The 19,919-nt window shown below is 62.4% G+C and carries 21 protein-coding genes, 1 tRNA gene and 1 riboswitch; of the genes, 10 read left to right on the plus strand and 12 right to left on the minus strand.

The genetic code is table 11. The annotated features are described in order from the left end of the window. The first annotated feature begins 186 nt into the window (after positions 1–186). The 3 genes from ACVTFQ_RS00725 (at position 187) to ACVTFQ_RS00735 (ending at position 3,436) form a co-directional block, all read left to right on the plus strand. Positions 187–1,383 (plus strand): aspartate aminotransferase family protein, encoded by a 1,197-nt coding sequence (locus tag ACVTFQ_RS00725; protein WP_111561644.1) that lies wholly within the window; start codon positions 187–189, stop codon positions 1,381–1,383. A 47-nt stretch (positions 1,384–1,430) separates the two neighbouring features. Then, entirely contained in the window at positions 1,431–2,348 is a 918-nt protein-coding gene (argF, locus tag ACVTFQ_RS00730) for an ornithine carbamoyltransferase (RefSeq protein ID WP_026282967.1), read from the plus strand. Between the two features lie 92 nt (positions 2,349–2,440). Beyond that, positions 2,441–3,436, plus strand: coding sequence for an Hsp33 family molecular chaperone (locus ACVTFQ_RS00735; RefSeq protein WP_112435650.1), 996 nt, complete (start codon positions 2,441–2,443; stop codon positions 3,434–3,436). Positions 3,437–3,498: 62 nt separating this feature from the next. Here ACVTFQ_RS00735 and apaG read toward each other — a convergent pair whose 3' ends face one another. Both apaG and ACVTFQ_RS00745 read right to left on the minus strand, forming a co-directional pair. Next, a complete protein-coding gene (apaG, locus tag ACVTFQ_RS00740; protein WP_026282968.1) occupies positions 3,499–3,891 on the minus strand; it encodes a Co2+/Mg2+ efflux protein ApaG in 393 nt (130 codons plus the stop codon). 207 nt (positions 3,892–4,098) lie between these two features. After that, positions 4,099–5,283, minus strand: a complete 1,185-nt coding sequence (locus tag ACVTFQ_RS00745; RefSeq protein WP_111561645.1) for an O-succinylhomoserine sulfhydrylase — start codon at positions 5,281–5,283, stop codon at positions 4,099–4,101. A gap of 44 nt (positions 5,284–5,327) precedes the next feature. Next, positions 5,328–5,406: riboswitch (SAM riboswitch) on the minus strand. A gap of 73 nt (positions 5,407–5,479) precedes the next feature. On the opposite strand from ACVTFQ_RS00745, the gene ACVTFQ_RS00750 reads away from it, so the two are divergent. Next, positions 5,480–6,574: a 2'-deoxycytidine 5'-triphosphate deaminase gene (locus ACVTFQ_RS00750; RefSeq protein ID WP_162718027.1), complete on the plus strand. Its 1,095-nt coding sequence runs from the start codon at positions 5,480–5,482 to the stop codon at positions 6,572–6,574. 70 nt (positions 6,575–6,644) lie between these two features. Beyond that, a tRNA-Gly gene (locus ACVTFQ_RS00755) sits at positions 6,645–6,718 on the plus strand. 36 nt (positions 6,719–6,754) lie between these two features. Here the strand turns inward: ACVTFQ_RS00755 and ACVTFQ_RS00760 are convergent. Beyond that, positions 6,755–7,327 (minus strand): ImmA/IrrE family metallo-endopeptidase, encoded by a 573-nt coding sequence (locus tag ACVTFQ_RS00760; protein WP_111561646.1) that lies wholly within the window; start codon positions 7,325–7,327, stop codon positions 6,755–6,757. Positions 7,328–7,331: 4 nt separating this feature from the next. Beyond that, on the minus strand, positions 7,332–7,667 hold the full coding sequence (locus ACVTFQ_RS00765; protein WP_111561647.1) for a helix-turn-helix domain-containing protein: 336 nt from the start codon (positions 7,665–7,667) through the stop codon (positions 7,332–7,334). A 398-nt stretch (positions 7,668–8,065) separates the two neighbouring features. Between ACVTFQ_RS00765 and ACVTFQ_RS00770 the strand changes: the two genes are divergently transcribed. Together ACVTFQ_RS00770 and ACVTFQ_RS00775 are read left to right on the plus strand one after the other, a co-directional pair. Next, positions 8,066–8,323 carry a hypothetical protein gene (locus ACVTFQ_RS00770; protein ID WP_111561649.1) on the plus strand — a complete coding sequence of 86 codons (258 nt, stop codon included), beginning with the start codon at positions 8,066–8,068 and terminating at the stop codon, positions 8,321–8,323. Between the two features lie 213 nt (positions 8,324–8,536). Next, positions 8,537–8,725, plus strand: coding sequence for a hypothetical protein (locus tag ACVTFQ_RS00775; RefSeq protein ID WP_018898317.1), 189 nt, complete (start codon positions 8,537–8,539; stop codon positions 8,723–8,725). 98 nt (positions 8,726–8,823) lie between these two features. Here ACVTFQ_RS00775 and ACVTFQ_RS00780 read toward each other — a convergent pair whose 3' ends face one another. Together ACVTFQ_RS00780 and ACVTFQ_RS00785 are read right to left on the minus strand one after the other, a co-directional pair. Further along, on the minus strand, positions 8,824–10,836 hold the full coding sequence (locus ACVTFQ_RS00780; RefSeq protein ID WP_111561928.1) for a methyl-accepting chemotaxis protein: 2,013 nt from the start codon (positions 10,834–10,836) through the stop codon (positions 8,824–8,826). A gap of 232 nt (positions 10,837–11,068) precedes the next feature. Beyond that, the gene (locus tag ACVTFQ_RS00785) at positions 11,069–13,009 is read right to left on the minus strand and encodes a glycosyltransferase family 2 protein (RefSeq protein WP_313760208.1); all 1,941 of its coding nucleotides are present in this window, start codon (positions 13,007–13,009) and stop codon (positions 11,069–11,071) included. A 53-nt stretch (positions 13,010–13,062) separates the two neighbouring features. Here ACVTFQ_RS00785 and ACVTFQ_RS00790 point away from each other — a divergent pair, with 53 nt between their 5' ends. Continuing rightward, the gene (locus tag ACVTFQ_RS00790) at positions 13,063–13,938 is read left to right on the plus strand and encodes a transporter substrate-binding domain-containing protein (protein WP_112435652.1); all 876 of its coding nucleotides are present in this window, start codon (positions 13,063–13,065) and stop codon (positions 13,936–13,938) included. Positions 13,939–13,943: 5 nt separating this feature from the next. Here ACVTFQ_RS00790 and ACVTFQ_RS00795 read toward each other — a convergent pair whose 3' ends face one another. The 5 genes from ACVTFQ_RS00795 to ACVTFQ_RS00815 all read right to left on the minus strand — a co-directional run bounded on the left by ACVTFQ_RS00795 (position 13,944) and on the right by ACVTFQ_RS00815 (position 17,070). Then, positions 13,944–14,357: a tellurite resistance TerB family protein gene (locus ACVTFQ_RS00795; protein WP_018898321.1), complete on the minus strand. Its 414-nt coding sequence runs from the start codon at positions 14,355–14,357 to the stop codon at positions 13,944–13,946. Positions 14,358–14,410: 53 nt separating this feature from the next. Then, the gene (locus tag ACVTFQ_RS00800; RefSeq protein ID WP_111561652.1) at positions 14,411–15,151 is read right to left on the minus strand and encodes a thermonuclease family protein; all 741 of its coding nucleotides are present in this window, start codon (positions 15,149–15,151) and stop codon (positions 14,411–14,413) included. Between the two features lie 11 nt (positions 15,152–15,162). Further along, the gene (locus ACVTFQ_RS00805) at positions 15,163–15,828 is read right to left on the minus strand and encodes a S24 family peptidase (RefSeq protein WP_018898323.1); all 666 of its coding nucleotides are present in this window, start codon (positions 15,826–15,828) and stop codon (positions 15,163–15,165) included. Positions 15,829–15,932: 104 nt separating this feature from the next. Next, positions 15,933–16,580, minus strand: a complete 648-nt coding sequence (locus ACVTFQ_RS00810; protein ID WP_111561653.1) for a response regulator — start codon at positions 16,578–16,580, stop codon at positions 15,933–15,935. A 91-nt stretch (positions 16,581–16,671) separates the two neighbouring features. Continuing rightward, positions 16,672–17,070 (minus strand): hypothetical protein, encoded by a 399-nt coding sequence (locus tag ACVTFQ_RS00815; protein ID WP_111561654.1) that lies wholly within the window; start codon positions 17,068–17,070, stop codon positions 16,672–16,674. A gap of 110 nt (positions 17,071–17,180) precedes the next feature. Between ACVTFQ_RS00815 and ACVTFQ_RS00820 the strand changes: the two genes are divergently transcribed. Continuing rightward, positions 17,181–17,534: a DUF952 domain-containing protein gene (locus ACVTFQ_RS00820; RefSeq protein WP_111561929.1), complete on the plus strand. Its 354-nt coding sequence runs from the start codon at positions 17,181–17,183 to the stop codon at positions 17,532–17,534. Next, the gene (locus ACVTFQ_RS00825; RefSeq protein WP_111561655.1) at positions 17,531–18,619 is read left to right on the plus strand and encodes a quinone-dependent dihydroorotate dehydrogenase; all 1,089 of its coding nucleotides are present in this window, start codon (positions 17,531–17,533) and stop codon (positions 18,617–18,619) included. Before ACVTFQ_RS00820 ends, ACVTFQ_RS00825 begins: the two co-directional genes overlap by 4 nt. Here ACVTFQ_RS00825 and ACVTFQ_RS00830 read toward each other — a convergent pair. Next, a complete protein-coding gene (locus ACVTFQ_RS00830; RefSeq protein ID WP_052213959.1) occupies positions 18,595–19,890 on the minus strand; it encodes an MATE family efflux transporter in 1,296 nt (431 codons plus the stop codon). The genes ACVTFQ_RS00825 and ACVTFQ_RS00830 overlap by 25 nt on opposite strands. Between the last annotated feature and the right edge of the window lie 29 nt (positions 19,891–19,919).

The following is a 19,919-nucleotide window of genomic DNA, read 5'->3' on the forward strand; positions in this document are numbered from 1 at the left end:
GTTGATAGCTCGCCGGCGCCCTGATGCTTGCTTGACGCATGCGACAAAAGCTCAGTTTTGTTGACATCGCACTGCGAAAAGACAATAGTGCCCCTCGCCGCCGAAAGGCGGCATTTTTCATTTCCGGGCACCCGCTTTTTAGCCGGAGTCCGGGCGATTATTGAGCGAATGACAGGAGATCGCGCCATGGCTGAAGCCGCGCCGCTTTATGATACCTACTCTCGTGCCCCGCTGCGGTTCGAGCGAGGAGAGGGCGTGTGGCTGATCACCGAAACTGGCGAGCGATATCTCGATTTCGGCGCGGGCGTTGCCGTGACCTCTGTCGGCCATAGCCACCCGCATGTCGTCGGAGCACTGAAGGATCAGGCCGATAAGGTCTGGCACCTTTCCAACATTTACGAGATCCCCGGTCAGGAGCGTCTCGCCAAGCGGCTGACGGATGCAACCTTCGCGGATAAGGTGTTCTTCACCAACTCCGGCGCCGAAGCGCTGGAATGCGCGATCAAGACCGCGCGTCGCTACCAGTATTCGAAGGGTCATCCCGAGCGCTTCCACATCATCACCTTTGAAGGCGCCTTCCACGGTCGCACGCTGGCGACGATCGCCGCCGGCGGCCAGGAGAAGTATCTGGAAGGCTTCGGCCCCAAGGCGCCCGGTTTCGACCAGGTTCCCTTCGGTGATATCGAGGCCGTTCGCGCCGCCATCACCGATGCCACGGCCGGTATCCTGATCGAACCGGTACAGGGCGAGGGCGGTATCCGCCCTGCGACTGTGGAGTTCATGAAGGCTTTGCGTCAGCTTTGCGATGAAAACGGCCTGCTTCTGATCCTCGACGAGGTTCAGACCGGCGTCGGCCGTACAGGCAAGCTCTTTGCTTATGAGCGGTTGGGCGTAACGCCGGACATTCTCGCCGCCGCCAAGGGCATCGGCGGTGGTTTCCCACTCGGCGCCTGCCTGGCAACTGCTGAAGCTGCCTCCGGCATGAAGGCCGGCACCCATGGCTCGACCTATGGCGGCAACCCGCTCGCCATGGCCGTCGGCAATGCCGTGCTCGACGTGATCCTCGAGGAAGGCTTCCTGCAGCACGTCAGCGACGTCGCACTCGTCTTCCGCCAGGGTCTCGCATCGCTGAAGGATCGTTTCCCCGATGTGATCGAGGATGTCAGGGGCGAAGGCCTGATGCTTGGCGTCAAGGCGGCTGTTCCGTCGGCTGAGCTCCTGCAGGCCATCCGCGCTGCCAACCTGCTGGCCATTCCGGCCGGCGACAATGTCATCCGTTTGCTCCCCCCGCTTGTCGTCACGGCCGATGAAGCCCGCGAAGGCCTCGCGCGCCTGGAGCGTGCCGCCGAGAGCGTGCGCGCCAAGGCAAAGAAGACGGCTTGAATGGATGGATGCCCGGCCGGATGGCGGGCGCAACAGGTTAAAGACAGATGGCTTCCCCAAAACACTTTCTCGATCTTTCCGCGGTAACCTCCTCCGACCTCAGGGTCATCATGGACGACGCCAAGACCCGTAAGCAGGCCTTCAAGGCCGGCCAGGGCGACAAGCCGCTGGCAGGAAAGATGCTGGCGATGATCTTCGAAAAGCCCTCGACCCGCACCCGCGTCTCCTTCGACGTCGGCATGCGCCAGCTCGGCGGCGAGACGCTGTTCCTCTCGGGCACCGAAATGCAGCTCGGCCGCGCTGAAACGATTGGCGATACCGCCAAGGTTCTGTCGCGCTATGTCGATGCGATCATGATCCGCACGACCGACCATGCGCGCATGCTGGAGCTCGCCGAACACGCGACCGTTCCCGTCATCAACGCGCTGACGGATGACACCCATCCGTGCCAGATCATGGCCGATATCATGACGTTCGAAGAGCATCGCGGCCCCATCAAGGGCAAGACGATCGCCTGGATGGGCGATGGCAACAACGTGCTGCATTCGCTGGTCGAAGGGGCTGCTCGTTTCGGTTATCGCATGAACATGGCGGTACCCCTTGGTTCCGAGCCGAAGGATCACTATCTGAACTGGGCCCGCAATGAGGGCGCCGAGATCATGCTGAGCCATGATGCAGACCGTGCGGTCGCCGGCGCCGATTGCGTGGTGACCGATACCTGGGTCTCCATGAATCAGGAACATCGGGCCCGGGGTCACAACGTCTTCCAGCCTTATCAGGTCAATTCGGCTTTGATGGCACAGGCCGACAAGGATGCATTGTTCATGCATTGCCTGCCGGCCCATCGTGGTGAGGAAGTTACAGACGAAGTGATCGACGGCCCGCAATCCGTGGTCTTCGATGAAGCGGAAAACCGTCTTCATGCGCAGAAGTCGATTCTTGCTTGGTGCCTGGGCGCGATCTGAACCATACTGGAGGCCACATCGGGCCGGACAGGCCCGTGGCCGCGCTGGCGGATGGACGGGCTCGTCCGCTGCCCTCAGACTAGGAGAAGACCATGGCAGAAGCTGCAGCCACCCTCGGCGAATTCGATTTCGCCGGTGATGATCATGTCGTTCCGTTTCAGGTGGAAGGCCTGGATGTGCGCGGTCGCGCCGTCCAGCTCGGCCCGATGCTGGATGCGATCCTCGATCGCCACAACTATCCCGCACCCGTCGCCCGCCTGCTGGCCGAAGTCATCGCGCTGACGGTGCTGCTTGGCACGTCGCTGAAGTTCGAAGGCAAGTTCACCGTGCAGACCAAGAGCGACGGCCCGGTCGATCTGCTTGTCGCCGACTTCTCGACGCCTGAGAACGTGCGCGCCTATGCCCGCTTCGACCAGACGCTTCTGGACGAGGCGGTCGCCGCCGGTCGCGCCGAGCCCGAGCAGCTGCTCGGCAAGGGCATGCTGGCGTTCACCATCGACCATGGCAAGTTCAGTCAGCCTTACCAGGGCATCGTCGCGCTCGACGGCGCCACGCTGGAGGATATCGCCGGCACCTACTTCCGTCAGTCGGAGCAGATCCCGACGCGCGTGCGCCTTGCCGCCGCCGAACTGCTCGACCGCGACGAAGCGGGCAAGCCGCGTCATCGCTGGCGGGCAGGGGGCCTCGTTGCCCAGTTCCTGCCGGAAGCGCCCGAGCGCATGCGCCAGGCCGACCTGCACGGCGGCGATGGCGACGAAGGTACCGTCCAGCATGCGGAAGACGATGCCTGGGCCGAGGCGCGTTCGCTGGTGGAGACCATCGACGCCGATGAGCTGACCGATCCGCAGGTCGGCGTCGAGCGCCTGCTGTTCCGGCTCTTCCACGAGCGCGGCGTGCGCGTGTATGAGCCGCGCGAAGTGTTCGACCGCTGCTCCTGCTCGCGCGAGAAGATCAAGGGCGTGCTCAAGGGCTTCTCCGCCGAGGAGATCGAAGCTAGCCAGGAAGAGGGCAAGATCGCGGTCACCTGCGAATTCTGCTCGACGACCTATCGTTTCGAGGCCGAAGAGCTCGCGCAGGCGGCTGAATAAGCTGAAGCATGTCGCGCAAGACCGTGCAGCGGTTTTGCGGCACCGACATGCGACAAAAAAGGTTAGTTCAGCACTCTGAGCAGGCCGGGTGAATCAAGCGAGAAGGCGGGGATTTCCACCTGGAAGACCTCGCCTTTATCGGTTTCCATCTGGTAGTGGCCGAACATCAGGCCCGATGGCGTATCGAGCGGGCAGCCCGACGAATACTCGTAGGTATCGCCGGGGCTGAGCGTCGGCTGCTCGCCGACGACGCCGGCGCCGCTCACTTCGTCGACGACGCCGTTCTGGTCGGTAATGTTCCAGTAGCGGTTGACGAGGCGTACAGTGAGGTCGGAATTGTTGCTGATGACGATGCGGTAGCCCCACACATAGCGGTCGTCGTCCGGGTCGGATTGCTCCTCCAGGTAAAAGGGCTCGACCACCACTTCAATATCTCGTGTCAGGGCGCGGTACATGCCTACACCATAATAAGAATACCTTACTGGTATCTTATAAGAGGTGCGGCAGGTCAATAAACCAGGCTGGAATCCGCAATCAATTGGCTGTAAGCGCGAAAAATTCGCGCGTTAAGACTAATGCCACTCCCGCTCAGCGCGAGTAAATTGCAAAAATACGCGTTTAAATGCCGGCCGGATCACATCGACCCGGCCGGCTATTCTTGATCAGGCCTTGATCTTGGAGAGTGCCTGCGCGAAATCCTCGATCAGGTCGTCGGTATCCTCGATACCGGCCGACAGGCGCACGGTGCCCGGAGAGATGCCGAGTTCCGCGCGCGCCTCATCCGTCAGGTTCTTGTGCGTGGTCGTCGCCGGATGCGTGATCAGGCTCTTCGCGTCGCCGAGATTGTTGGAGATCTTCACGATCTCAAGCGCGTTCTGCAGGGCAAACGCCGCTTCCTTGCCGCCCTTGAGTTCGATCGCCACCAGCGTCGAGCCGCCCTTCATCTGCTTTGCGACGATATCGGCCTGCGGATGGTCCTTGCGGCCGGGATAGATCACCTTGGCCACCTGCTTCTGCTCGGCCAGGAAGTCGGCGATCTTGCTGGCGTTCTCGGTCTGCTGCTTGACGCGCAGCGGCAGCGTCTCGAGACCCTTCAGCAGCGTCCACGCCGTGAACGGCGACATAGCCGGGCCGGTATGGCGATAATAGTCCTGCAGATGTTCGTTGACCCACTCCGTATCCGAGAGGATCACCCCACCGAGGCTGCGGCCCTGGCCGTCGATATGCTTGGTCGCGGAATAGACGACGATATGGGCGCCGAGTTCCAGCGGCTTCTGGAAGATCGGCGTCGCGAAGACGTTGTCGACCACGACCTTGGCGCCGACCTGGTTGGCGAGCTTGGCAACGCCTGCGATATCGACCACTTCGAGCGTCGGGTTGGTCGGGCTTTCCAGGAAGAACACTTTGGTATTCGGGCGGATCGCCTTTTCCCAATTTTCCAGATGGCGGCCATCGACCAGCGTACACTCGATGCCGTATTTCGGCGCCAGCGTCTCGACCACCCAGCGGCAGGAACCGAAGAGCGCGCGGGCGGCCACGATATGATCGCCGGCTTTCACTTGGCAGAGGATGGCGGCGGCAACGGCTGCCATGCCCGATGCGGTGGCGCGGGCTTCTTCGGCGCCTTCCATCGCGCACATGCGCTTTTCGAACATGTCGTTGGTCGGACTGCCGTAGCGGGCGTAGATATAGCCCTCCGTCTCGCCCTTGAAGCGCGCTTCTGCGGCTTCCGCGCTGTCGTAGACAAACCCTTGCGTGAGATAGATCGCCTCGGATGTCTCGCTATACTGCGAGCGCAGCGTTCCGCCGTGGACCAGTTGGGTTGCCGGGCGCCAAGTCTTGCTCATGCCATCACCACTTTCAAACACAAAAAAACCGGCCGCGAATGCAGACCGGTTTCAACCCGGTCTATTTAGCCACTTGTTTAACGTGGCTGCAAGCCGACCGGCCAAATCACCACGGGATAAAGCTGCAATACTGCTGTTGCGCGCTTGCGTCAATTCCTCGATTTTGGTTTTGTCTGCGGCAAATTATGGATGGGGCATGATGGCTCGCGAAACAGGAATATTGGCAGACCGCGCGATTGCCGCGTTGTTCGAGACGGGGCGCCTCGTCGCGGAGCGCGAGCTCGACAGCGACCAGATCCAGCCGGCGAGCCTTGATCTGCGCCTCGGCGCCAAGGCCTTCCGCGTCCGCGCCAGCTTCATGCCGGGTCCGAACAGCCTCGTCTCCGACAAGCTCGACCGATTGAGCCTGCATGTCGTCGACCTTTCGGAAGGCGCGGTGCTCGAAACCGGCTGCGTCTACATCGTGCCCCTGATGGAGCGCCTCGATCTGCCGGCCGACATGTCGGCCTCGGCCAATCCGAAAAGCTCGACCGGCCGCCTCGACATCTTCACCCGCGTGATCACCGATTACGCGCAGGAATTCGACAAGATCCCGGCCGGCTATTCCGGCCCGCTCTATCTCGAAATCTCGCCGCGCACCTTCCCGATCGTCGTGCGTCGCGGCTCGCGCCTGTCGCAGATCCGCTTCCGCATCGGCCAGTCGCTGCTCGGCGAACCGGAACTGCTGGCGCTGCACGATGCCGAGACACTCGTCGCAAGCACCAAGCCGAACGTCTCGGGCGGCGGCATTGCGCTGTCGATCGATCTCGCCGGCGACAAGGACGGCCTGATCGGCTATCGCGGCAAGCACCACACGGCGGTCGTCGATGTCGACAAGAAGGCCCAGCACGATATCTTCGATTTCTGGGAGCCGATCTACAGCCGCGGTCGCAACGAGCTGATCCTCGATCCGGATGAGTTCTACATCCTCGTCTCGCGCGAGGCCGTCCACGTGCCCCCGCATTACGCCGCCGAGATGACGCCCTTCGATCCGCTGGTCGGCGAATTCCGCGTCCACTACGCCGGCTTCTTCGACCCCGGCTTCGGCCACGCCCCCGCCGGCGGCCGCGGCAGCCGCGCCGTCCTCGAAGTCCGCAGCCACGAGGTGCCCTTCATCCTCGAAGACGGCCAGATCGTCGGCCGCCTGGTCTACGAGCACATGCAGGAACACCCCGAAAGCCTCTACGGCACCGGCCTCGGCTCCAACTACCAGGCACAAGGCCTCAAGCTCTCCAAGCACTTCCGGATCTGAGCCACATAACCGGCAAGTGCTTCAAGGCCGCTTGACACTAGCCGCCATCTGTTGGAAATCTGCGCGTAACGCGGGTGTAGCTCAATGGTAGAGCAGCAGCTTCCCAAGCTGAATACGAGGGTTCGATTCCCTTCACCCGCTCCAGCTATCTAAGTATGGCTCGAGGCCGCAATAAGTAGACTATCTTCCGAGTTGCCTTCTCGCGTACATCTGCTTTTCGATACCAGTCATCCGCAAACGCCAATTTGTTAGCTCTATGCTGATTCCGTAATGCAGGGCGATTTCGTCTGGGGTCATTCCGCTCGTTCTAAAACGCATCAGGCCGTCTCTTGGTGCAAGAATTGCTCCCGCAAGCCAGTCGGCCTCATCCTCGAATTCTGCAGGATAGTCGCTTAGCAACAACAAGCCGGCGTCTGAACGATCAACCCTGTTAGGCTTGTGGCGCAGTTCTATATGTGCCCATTCATGCATCATGGTATTCGCCTGCCTGGCAGGCGGATGAATGTTGTTTATAATAACCGCGGTCGCGCCACCTTCTCGAATCGTGACGCCTGACCAACTATCTGGGTCAATAGACGTCAATTGATTTAGGTGATCAGCCGCTATTCCAGGAACTTCAAGTGGTGACCAAACCACGAAGCCAAGGGACTCAAGGAATTGTTTGGCGTCGATTCGGTCGAAAGCAGACAGCTTCAATTTCTGTCGGTGAGCTAACGAGAGTCTCTCGGCTTGAGATTTAAAACCATGGCGCATTTCGCTAAAGGTTCTCGCGGTCCCGCAACGCCTGCTGGGCCGCAACTATCATACCTCCCAGCGCCACGGCCGTATCAATAGACAGAGTTTTCTTTTTACGAAGATGAACGCTTGCCGGTTGAGCTTCTTCGTTGCTGGGCTGCATCCCTAGAAATGTTGCAGGGTCTTCGCCCAGCCATCTGCAGATCGCTGCGAATGTTGCAAGGTCCGGAACATTGCCGTTTTCGATTCGTGAAAGGGTCGCCGGGCTGATGCCAATTTCGTTGGCAGCGGCTCGGACGCCGACGGCGCCCCGGCGAGTGGAAATCATTTCTCCCAGCTTTTCAATAGCTAAGCTCATAGTGGTCCCAAGTCGAGATTCATTGTTGACGCGCCATCCGAGTCGCACTATCGTTTCACATGTGAGACGGATTGTGTTTCATAAGAGAAACGTCCAACTTATGAAACATACCGAATCATGATTGGATTCTGCGGTCAAGTTAAATGTGGATCGGGATTCCCGTCGTTGAAACGCAACTAAAGAAAGCGAAGCCCGAAATGGCAAATAAGGAAGTCACTAGCGCCAAAGCCGCATCAGCTGCAGCTAAGGTACTCCGCAATCCCAACTCCAGTCCTGCCGCCAAAACAGCAGCGGCATCGGCTCTTACTCAGCGCCCAAATAAGAAGTGATGGCGCCGACACGGAGATCGGGCCAAGCTATTGGCCCGATCTTCTTCCAACGTTCGAAAGGAGCTACAGATGCGCATTCAAGGTGCAATCATCCGCGAGCGGGGGCAGACGTTTGCAGTGGTCGTAGTAAAGCCACACATCGTTCACAATCAGAACGAGGCGGCACGAGCCGTGCGGACCTTCACTCCTATATTCGGCGTTCCAGTCGTCTTGCTTGCTCAGGACAGTCGAGGTAGGCCGACCTATTTTGGACGCCGAGACATCGCGAATTTTATGTCGCATGTACCGATTCATATGGTGCGATGGCAGGAGTATACCGTCAATTGACCTTTACCAGCATCTGCATTGATCGGGTGTCGTCGTTGGTGCTTAACGCCATAGTCGATCGCAGCGCGACCATCGGCGTTACCCCATACCCTAACGCTTTCCGCGTACTTGACGAATCCCTAATGAACGTGGTTAATTTTTAACTATTCTCCGGTACATGGAACTTGGACGGCGCTCTGGCCGTTACTGGCGCACACGAAGAGGAATAGCGAAATGCTCTTGAAGATTTTCACCGCAAAGCGCGATGTCGTCGATGCCGATGACACCGGCACCTACGCGGATGGCTACCATATGCCGGAACTCGACGTTGCCGCATACAAGCGCAGCGACCGCCGCTCTTCCTACGAGCGCGATTATGGTCGTGGCCGCAAGGTTGAAGAAATTTCGCTCGGTCTCGTCTAAGAGATCGATCACATAGCGGATAAAGTCGGCATTTGCCGAAATGAAAATGGGCGGCCTTGAGCCGCCCATTTCATGTTTGCGAGAGCGCTTGTCGCGGCTCAGAATTCCGTCCAGTCGTCATCCTTCTTGTCGGCGGACGACGTGCCGCCGAAGGCGTTGGCGAGCTTCTGCCCGAGCGCCAGCGCCGGCGAGGAGGTCGGTCGCGTCACACCCGAGGTGGCGATCCGCACCGGCGCCTTGCGGGTCAGCACAGGCTTGGCAGCGCGTGGCGCTAGGGGCTCGTTGGCGTCTGGAACCACCCGTGGCGTGAACGCCACGGTGCCGCCGCCGGTGCCGGTCAGCTTGAACTGGTCGAGCAGGGTGTTGAGCGCAGCCGCCTCTGTGGCGAGCTTATGGCTGGCGGCGGTGCTTTCTTCCACCATCGCGGCGTTCTGCTGCGTGCCCTGGTCCATCGTGTTGACCGCCGTGTTGATCTCCTGCAGCCCGATCGATTGCTCGCGTGCGGCTTCGGCGATCGCGTTGACGTGCTGGTTGATCTCCTGCACCTCGTGGACGATCTCTTCGAGCGCCTTGCCGGTTTCGCCGACCAGCGACACGCCCGATTTCACCTGGTTGCCCGAAGTGAGGATCAGCGACTGGATTTCGCGTGCGGCGTTGGCGGAGCGTTGCGCGAGTTCGCGCACTTCCTGCGCCACGACTGCGAAACCCTTGCCCGCTTCGCCGGCGCGTGCTGCTTCCACGCCCGCGTTCAGCGCGAGAAGATTGGTCTGGAAGGCGATGTCGTCGATCACGCCGATGATGTTGCCGATCGAGGCCGAGGACTGTTCGATCTGCTGCATGGCATTGACCGCCTTGCGCACGACTTCGCCGGAGCGCTCGGCGCTGTGGCGGGTTTTCGACACCAGCGCGCGCGCTTCTTCCGCCCGGCGCGCGGCGTCCTTTACCGTGGTGGTGATCTCTTCCAGCGCGGCCGCTGTTTCCTCGACGGAGGCTGCCTGCTGCTCGGTGCGCCGCGAAAGCTGGTCGGCCGAGGAGCGAATCTCGCCGGCGCCGGCCGTAATCGCGCGGGCGTTGTCGCCCACGGTCTGCATCGTTTCGTTGAGCTTGAAGATCGAGTTGTTGAAATCCTGGCGCAGGCTGTCCAGACTGCCTTCGAACGGCGTGTTGATCTGTGAGATCAGGTCGCCGGCCGCAAGCTTGCGCAGGCCGTCGCCGAGTGCGCTGACGGTGCGCGAGAGATCGGCCGCCTCGGTGGCGCGCTGCGCTTCGATTTCGCGCCGCTCGCTGTCGGTGAGATTGCGGTTGCGCTCCGCCTCGCGCTCGAGACGCATGCGCTCGATGGCGTTGTCGCGGAAGATGGAGACGGCGGCCGCCATCTCGCCCACTTCGTCGTGCCGGTCCATGCCGTCGACGGCGCTTGCCGTCTCGCCCTCGGCAAGCCGCGTCATGCGCTGGCGAAGCCGGGCCATCGGTGCCGCAATGCCGGCCTGCGCGATCCAGATGCTGAGGCCGATCGCGGCAAGCACGGCGAGCCCGATCAGCACGAAACAGTAGAGGATACGGCTGTTGACCGTGGCCGAAAGCGCGTCGCCGCCATCGTTGAGCTGCACCATCAGCGCATCATTGTTGGCGATCATCTTCGGCGTGACGATCGAAAGCTTTGCGTTGAGCTCGGCTGCCGTGGCGCGCGCGCTCGTGCGGTCGCCGGCCTTGGCCTGGTCGATCACCTTTTTCGAGAGCGCGTCCATCTCGTCGATGCCGGCGATGATCTCGTCGATCGCGGGCTTTCGGTTCGGCACGAGGTCGGCTGCCTGCTGCAGGCGCTCGCGCGCTTGCGGCATCTTGCTGGGCGCGGCGATCGCGGCGTCGAAGTCGGGCGTGCCGGGGGTGAGGTCGGAGACGACGGTTGCCTGCAGAACGGCTGCGGTGGCAGACGCGCTGGCACGCGAGGCCTGCATTGCCGCAAGCGCTTCGTGGTCGATGAAGGCGCTGTAGGCGGCATCGGCGCCGCGGAATTCCTCGACGACATAGACAAGACCACCGATCGCGATGACGCCGAGAAGCGCAACGACCGAGATGATCTTGGTGCGGATTTTGAAGTTTTTCAGCATGAATGGGCCCATGGGCTGCGGCCAGGGGGATGGCCGGATACGATCGTTTTCAAGGACAGGCGTTTTCGAAGGCAGAGCTGGCGCTTGTGGCGCCGTGGGAGATGCCCGCTAAGGCTCGACAGGCGCATCATGCATTCGGTCAGGAACCGGTGTCGTCGAACGCGACTAGAATCCATATTGCTTAAGACGAAACTAACGCATCCCGGGGGCCACAGAATTTAAATGAACCGGCTCATTGCGAAGGGACGGAGCCCGCGCGCATCGGTTGCGCGGAGGCCGTTGGCAGGTGCGGGGTCTTGTCCCAGAAGAACGGCTTGAAATGCAGCTGGAAGACCGCGCGCCACGCGGCGCCCGAGATCAGCATCCAGTAGAGGGGCAGGGCGACCCATCGCCAGCCGACCTTTCGCTTCTCGTCGCGCAGCATGGCGCGCCGGCCAAGCACCAGCAGGATGACGTAGCTTCCCAGCATGTTAGCGACATCGATCAGAAAGAGCAGTGCCTCGCCGGTGCCGGGCGCTGGGAAACCCAGCATCATGTAGCTGGCGGTGGTGAGGATCAACATGACCATCCACGGATGCGCCAGCGAGGCCACGAGCATGCCGCCGATCAATATCTGAAAAACGAGGAACGGCCAGATCCCCATCTCGCGCACCAGCTTGCCGGGCGCGCGCATCATCACCAGCCACGTTTGCAGCCAGCCCTTGAACCACCGTGTGCGCTGGTTCAGCCAGACGTCGCGCCTCGTCGGCGCGTCCTCGTAGGTCGGGCAGTCGATCACGCCGCAGCGATAGCCGAGCCTGTAGAGCCGCAGGCCGAGATCGGCATCCTCGGTGACGTTATAGGGATCCCACCCGCCGCACGCCTTGAGATCGGCGACGCGCAGATGGTTGGAGGTGCCGCCGAGCGGCATCGGCAACCGGTGCTTTGCCAGCATCGGCAGCAACAGCCGAAACAGCGCCGCATATTCGAGCGCGAAGGCGGCGCTGATCCATGAGCTGCCGACATTGGAGATGATCAGCGGCGCCTGCAGGCAGACGACGTCATCGCGGCTGGCGCAGAAGCTCGCATAGGCCGCGCGCAGCTGGTCCGGATGCGGCCTGTCCTCGGCGTCGTAGATCACGAGGAACTCGCCGCGCGCGGCGCTCAACGCATAGTTCAGCGCCTTCGGTTTCGTTCTCGGGTGGGAGACGGGCACCGCGACGATTTCGAACTGCGGGCCGAGATCCTGCTTCTCAAGTGCCGCGATCGTCGCGTGGTCGTCGGCCTCGCATATCAACTTGATGTCGAGCTTGGCGATCGGCCAGTTGAGTTGCTTCAGCGCCGCGACAAGCTGGCCGGCCACCTCCGCCTCCTTGTAGAGCGCGACGAACACGGAATAGACGGGCAGCCGCTTCGTCGGTTGCGGCGTTGGCTGCGGGCCGCGACGGTGGCTGAGCGCGCAGGCCCTGAGCAGGATCGCCGCCATGTAGATGAGCGACAGAGCGAGATGAACGATCGCGATCAGCGGCAGATCGGAAAACGCCGCGAAAATAAGCGCGCAAAGTGCCGCGCCGGCAATGAAGCCCTGTTTGCCCGAGAGCACGATGCGGGCGCTGAACCGGCCCTTGTCCTCGAACAGCGTCCCGATGCTCTCTTTCACCCGCCGCTTGGCGCCGACGCGCCAGATGGCGTCGCGCATCGCGGTGGGCGTGGTGATGATGATCCGCTCGGCAAGCCCCGGCCGCCCCTCGATCGTCCGTGCCAGCGCCAGCAGGCGGCCGGCCTCGGGAATGATGGCGATCATCGCCTTGTCGGCGTAGTTCAGCCGCACGGATCGCGTGTCCGCCAGCTGCGTGTCGAGCGCCTGGTCGTCATGGATCAGGGCCGGATCGAGCTGCGAGAGGAACGGCACGCGAAGCGCGCGGGCAAGACCGGCATAATAGCTCTCGGCGTCCACCCATCGGTTGGCCAGCAGTTCGCGCTCGATCGACGTGCCATTATGGCGGGCCATGGCCGCCGCGCGCGCGATCGTCGGCTTGCCGATGCCGAGGCGGAGCAGCGCTTCGATCTCGATCTGTTGCGCATCATTGACCACGCCCGCCGGCACGGCCGGCAAGATCGGAGGTTTCGGTCGCTCCTGAAGCGTCGCGTTACGGGTGCTGATCCCGCCCGGCGCATATTCCCCGATACGCATGACTCTGATACACCGTCCTTGAATTGGCAGTGCAGTCCCCGGGGCAGATCATAATGGTGCGATTTAAGCTGGCATCTCTCAATCCTAAGGGGTTTTGCAGCCTCTGGCTGTTTCTGCTTGCATTTTGGCTACCTCTTTCGGCTGCGGCACAGCAGGCAGCGCCCTCCTTGCCCTTGCTGTTCGACAGCCGTGAGCGCCTCGCCAAGCCCGATCTGACGAGCCTCGTGCGCCTGCGCTTCCTGACCTCGGTCGATTTTCCGCCCTTCAATTTCATGGATCGGAACGGCAAGCTCTCGGGCTTCAACGTCGATCTCGCCCGCGAGATCTGCGCCGAGCTTGAGATATCGGACAAGTGCCAGATCCAGGCCTTGCCCTTCGCCGATCTCAAGGATGCGCTGGCCGCCTCGCAGGGCGATGCCGTGATCGCGGGACTGGCCGTCGGCAGCGAACTGCGCCGGCAGTTTTCCTTCTCGCGCCCTTATCTGATGCTGCCCGCCCGCTTTGCCCGCAATCTGAAGGCGCCGATCAAGGGCGAGAATGCCGCAAGCCTTGCCGATCGCTCCGTCGGCGTCGTCAAGGAAACCGCGCACGCCGCCATGCTCGCCGCCTATTTCCCCAGGGTCAAGGCGGTGCCGTTCGACAGCAAGGAAGCGCTGCTGGCAGCATTGAAGGATGGCAAGGTCGACGCCGTCTTCGCCGATTCGCTGCAGCTCTCCTTCTGGGTGTCGTCGCAGGCGTCGGAGAAATGCTGCGCCCTGTTCGACGGTCCCTATATGTCGGAAGAGTTTCTGGGCGAGGGCATGACGATCATGCTGCGGCAAAAAGACGAGGTCCTGCGCTCGGCCTTCGACCACGCGCTGGCCGCCCTTTCGCGCAGCGGCCGCCTTCAGGAAATCTACCTGCGCTATTTCCCCTATGGGCTTTACTAGGCGGATTAAGCCTTGCGAAAACGGGCAATGGCGCTGCGCTCGATCGCGGCGCAGGTGAGCTTGTCGAGGCCGAGCCGGTCGCGCAGCAGGCTGAGCAGTCGCAGTTCCTCCGCCTTCACCGAAAGATCGGCCGACGCGACTTCGACTGCCAGCGCATAGGCCGTGTCGTAAAGCTTCGGCGACAACGTGTCTTTGACCGTCTCGAGAACGACATCGAGCCCTTCGGGACCGGACAGAAGTGCCGCGCAGTCGCGGGCAACCGAGATCAGCTTGTCGTCGTCGAAGCCGCGAAACACCGGCAGGAACCCGATCAGCTGTCCGATACGTTCCAGCTCCCGATCATTCATCGTGCTGTCGACGGCGGATGCCATGACCATCACGTAGATCAACGCGTCGTGGGCGGAAAGCGGCTTGTTCATGTCTGCATGGTTCCTCTGCGATGTCAGCAGAGTTTAGGAACTGGCCGCGCCCATTACAAGGGATCGCTCATATCTTCAGGCTGCGTCAGGTCGGGTGCATCCATCGCGCCGGCCTGGCGAGGATCCTGTCCGTAGATACCGTTTCCATCTCGCTTGGCCTGGGCCCCGGCATCCGCGAAGGCCGAGCCCGCCGCTGCCTCTGCCCAGCCATTCTCGACCAGCCACTCGGAAAGGTCCTGCGCACCGATTTTGCAACTCGCTGTCGCGGTGCCGCTCCAATTGGCATCGCTGAGATCGCAGTTGACGGTGCGAAGCCGCAGGAAAAGCCGGAAATTGGTCTTCGCCAGCATGCCGCATGGCCATTCCGTGCCCCCGGCACCGGCGCAGCTCTTGTCGACCGGCGTCGGCGTCAGCCCTGCCAGTTGCAGCCGCCTTTCGCCGAAACCGAGCACGCCGGCGCTTTCGGCCACCGGGCGCGGCAGGTCGATCCCTCTCTCGGTCACCACGACAGGCTTTTTCTCGGGCTCCGGCGCCTGTTCGCGCTCCAAGGGTTTGCCATCGACGGAGGCCGGGTAGAACTGGCTGGCGTCATCCACCGGCCGGGCCATCATGCTGGCATCCGGGTTCGTCTTAGGCTGCGCGGGCGAGGGCGTTTGCTGCTCGGCCGCGCCTTGCGCCGATGCAGCGATCTCGCCCGCATCAGACGCAGCGCTCAACCGATGCTCGCCGGCGGCGATCAGGCCGATGACGATCGCTATTCCCGCAGTCGCTGTCAGAAGTGCCGCAGGCTTCATGGAAGATTTTCCTACTGGCTGGCCCAGATGATCCGGGCGATCCAATCCACGTCGGTGAGTTCGATCGTGCGGTTCGGGTGCTCGGGATTGAGCGACATGAGTTCGATCGAGCGCGGGCTCTGGCGCATCAGCACCTTGGCCATCACCTCGCCCTCGCGTGTCTTCACCACGACGCGGTCGTTGCGGCGAACCTGCGCGCCCGGCTCGACGATCAGGACGTCGCCGTCGCGATAGAGCGGCATCATGCTTTCGCCCTGAACCTCAAGCGCATAGACGCCGGCCTTCTGAGACGGTGCGGCCGGAAATTCCACCACATCCCAGCCCTGTCCGGCCGGAAAGCCGCCATCATCGAAAAAGCCGCCAGCGCCCGCCTGCGCGAAGCCGAGCAGTGGTATGGAGCTCCCCTGCGGCGGAAACGCACCATCCGGCAGCGTCGAGAAACTGCCCTGCGGCCGCATGAAGGATAAAAACTCCTCCATGCTCGACCGCGTCGCTTCGAGAACCTTGGCGATCGATTCCGTCGATGGCCAGCGCAAGCGCCCATCGGCGGAAAGGCGTTTGGATTTGTTGAACGAGGTCGGGTCGAGGCCGGCGCGGCGGGCAAGCCCCGAGGGTGTCAGGTCGTGCCGTTCGGCAAGCCTGTCGAGCGCTCCCCAGATCTGCTCGTGTGACAGCATGTCGCCTGATCCCGTGCGCGCAACGGCGCTCCTTAATCGGCTGAAAGATTAACCGCAAGGCGGGCAGGAGTAAAGAGACAAGAGGAATAAAATCCTCTCTCCCGTCAGGCAACCATCGCCATGTTGATCTTGCCGAGCTGGATCACCGCCTGGGTGCGGCTGTCGACATTGAGTTTGAGCAGAATGGCAGAAACATGCGCCTTGATCGTCGCCTCGGAGACGCCGAGTTCATAGGCGATCTGCTTGTTGAGCAGGCCCTCGGCCAGCATCGTCAGCACCCGGCTCTGCTGCGGCGTCAGCGTGTGCAGCCGGTGGATGATATCGGCCACATCGGGGTCCTGTTCCTGCCCGTCGCGATAGCTGTCAGGCGTTGCGATGTCGCCTGCAAGCACGGTCTGTATGCCGTGCCTGATATCGTCGATCCCGGCGGATTTCGAGATGAAGCCGGAAGCGCCGAGCTCAAGCGAGCGGCGGATCGTCGTCGCATCGTCGGATGCCGAAACGATGACGATCGGCAGGCCTGCAAATTCCGACCGCAACGCCATCAGGCCCGAAAAGCCGCTCACCCCCGGCATGGCGAGGTCGAGCAGCATGAGATCGGCATCAGGATGCTCGCCGACCGACTTTCGCGCGGCGGCGAAATCGCCAGCCTCGACGATATCGGGATGCCCCTCCATCCCGGTCACGGCCTGGCGAAGCGCATCGCGAAACAGCGGATGGTCATCGGCAATAATGATTGTCTGCTCATGCATCGAAAACTCCCTCCCAAGAGCCCGATCATGAAGTCCATGCACCGCCTTCCTCCACGGTTCATGCCTCCCTGCTAAAGCAGACTATAGCAAATCATGTCTTTTGCGGAAGGGCGTTGCCCTGGTCCTCGCTCTGGAATTCCTTGACGATCCCCATGAAGCTGCGCATCCAGCGCTCCATGATGCCGATCGAGCGGTCGATCTCGGCGTCCGATGGCAATGCCTTGTTGACGATGCTCTTGTTCTCGAGCGCGGTCACCCGGTCCGACAGCCGGTCGAGTTCGCTTTCGTAAGCCGCGCGTTCGTCGGCGGCCATGCGGCAGACGAGCGCTCCGTCCTTCTCTTCGCAGAGCGACATGGCCCCGGTCTGGCGATCGAGTCGCACGAGATGGTCGCCGCTGCGCTCCAGTTGGAACCGGCTTGCGTCCGGCTCCGCGGCGGAGGCTGCAAGCGGAATGAGGATGGCGACGAGGCTGAGCGTGATATTTTTCATGGTTTCCTCCGGAAATCTCGATGGCCACCGCATTTTTTGCGGTGAGCGCGTGGACATCGCCGCTCAACTGCGGCAAAGCCCGGGAAAGACCAGCCATTCATGAGGCCATCATGACCCTGACACCCACGCTTTACAAGATCGTGACGGAAACGCTCTGGCAGGACGCCCGGGCGGCCGGCGTTTTCCGCGGCGCCGCCATCGATCTCAAGGACGGCTTCATCCACTTCTCGACGGCAAGCCAAGCCGTGCAGACCGCGGCCTTGCACTTCGCCGGCCAGGCCGGCCTGCTGCTTGTCGCCGTCGATGCTTCAGCCCTTGGTGACAAGCTGATTTTCGAACCGTCGCGCGGCGGCGATCTCTTTCCGCATCTCTATGCGGACCTCCCGCTTTCGGCCGTGCTCTGGGAAAAGCCATTGCCGCTCGATGCCGAAGGCAAACACATCTTTCCGGACCTTCTGCCATGATCGATCTCTTCAAGCACGCCGCCCGCAAGGGTCTCTTCCTCTTCGATCCCGAAACGGCGCACGGCATGTCGATCGCGGCGCTGAAGTCCGGCCTCGTGCCGGCCTGCGCCGCACCTGCAGATGCGCGCCTGCGCCAGACGGTCGCCGGGCTTGAGTTCGCCAATCCGATCGGCATGGCCGCCGGCTATGACAAGAATGCCGAAGTTCCGGAAGCGCTGCTGAAGATCGGCTTCGGTTTCACCGAGATCGGCACGGTCACGCCCAAGCCGCAATCCGGCAATCCGCGCCCGCGCATCTTCCGCCTGGTCGAGGACGAAGGCGTGATCAACCGCCTAGGCTTCAACAATGAGGGCCACGACGCGGCCTTCGCGCGCCTGTCATCCGTCAGGAGCAAGGGCATCATCGGCATCAATATCGGTGCCAACAAGGATAGCGCCGATCGCATCGACGACTATGTGAAGGGCATCCGTCGCTTCTATTCGCTGGCAGGCTACTTCACCGCCAATATCTCCTCTCCCAACACGCCGGGTCTGCGCGATCTGCAGGCGCGCGAGAGCCTGTCGGCGCTGCTGTCGGCCGTGCTTGCCGCGCGCGACGAGGAAGCCGAAAAATCCGGCCGCAAGATCCCCGTCTTCCTCAAGGTCGCACCGGATCTGGCGGAAGAGGGCATCGACGACATCGCCGCCGAAGCGCTCTCGCATGCGCTTGATGGCCTGATCGTTTCCAACACCACCCTCTCACGAAATGGCCTGAAGGATCAGCGCCAGGCGAAAGAGCAGGGCGGTCTTTCCGGCAAGCCGCTCTTCGAAAAGTCGACCGTGGTGCTGGCGAAGATGCGCAAGCGCGTCGGCCCCGACCTGCCGATCATCGGCGCCGGCGGTGTCTCGTCAGCCGAGACCGCGCTGGAGAAGATCAAGGCGGGCGCCGATCTGGTGCAGCTCTATTCCTGCATGGTCTATGAAGGCCCCGGCCTGGCGGGCGATATCGTGCGTGGCCTGTCGAAGCTGATGGATCGCGAGAAGGTCGCTTCCATCCGCGAGCTGCGTGACAGCAAGATGGATTACTGGGCCGGGCGGAACGTCTGATCGGCCCTCTGCTTGACTCTGAGCACCAGGAACACGCCGCGCGAAAGCAGGAACAGGTTGATCGCCAGCCACAGGCCGTGGTTGGCGAAGGCCGGCACGAAGACCGCGAGCGCCGCGAGATAGACGACGAACGACATCAGCATGCGGTTGCGCATGTCGCTCGACCACGTCGCGCCGATGAAGACGCCGTCCATCAGAAAGGCGAGCGCACCCGTCAGTCCCGTAATCGCCGCCCAGGGGAGATAGAGGCTTGCGGCCTCACGCACGTCAGATGACGTCGTCAGCGCCGCGATCAGCCGCTCTCCGGCCACCAGGAAAAACAGCGAGATGATGCCGGCGAGCCCGAACGACCAGATCGTCGTCAGCTTCAAACCACGATCGAAGGCCGGGCGATAGCGCGCCCCGACGGCGCGGCCGGTGATCTGCTCGGCGGCGTTGGCCAGCCCGTCGAGATAGAAGCTCGACAGCATCAGGAAGTTCATCAACACGGCGTTGGCCGCCAGCGTCACGGCGCCGAAGCCGGTGCCGATCCGCGTCATCAGGGCGAAGGCACCAAGCAGCACGAAGGTGCGGATCAGGATATCGCGATTGAGCGTGAAGAGTTCCGCCAGAGGCTTCCGCGCAAAGATCTCGCCGCGCGTCGGCCGGTCAGCGCGGTCGAAGCCCCGGAGCACGATGAACAGGCCGGCGAGCGCCCCGATCGTCTCGCCGACGGTCGTCGCCCAGGCGACACCTGCGATCCCCCAGTCGAGCCAGAGACCAAGCGCGATCGCCAGCACGATGTTGATGCCGTTGATGATCGTCTGCAGCAGGAGGCCGATGCTTCCCTGTCCACGCCCGAGCACGAAGCCGAGGATCGCGTAATTGGCGAGCGCTGCCGGCCCGGCGAGAATGCGGATGGAAAAATAGGTGCTGGTCGCCTGCGCGACCGCATTCTCCGGCCCCATCAGCGTCAGACCCGCCGCCAGAAGCAGCGGTGACAGACAGAGCAGCGCCACGCCGCAGCCGAGCGCCGAAATGATAGCCCGCCAGAAAACGCCCTGCTCGGCATGCCGGTCGCGCCGCCCATAGGCCTGCGCCGTCAGCCCGGTGGTCGAGGCGCGCAGGAAGTTGAAGCTGCCGAGAATGAGATCGAAGAGCATCGCCCCGATCGCCAGGCCCGCGAGCGCATCGGGATCGCTCATGTGGCCGACGACGCCGGTGCCGACGAGGCCGAGCAGCGGCGTGGTGATGAAGCCGAGCGTCATCGGAATGGCGATAGACAGCACCATCCGGTGCGTGACCTCGAAGGCGAGGCCGT

It is taken from the genome of Rhizobium sp. O111 (assembly GCF_055616315.1).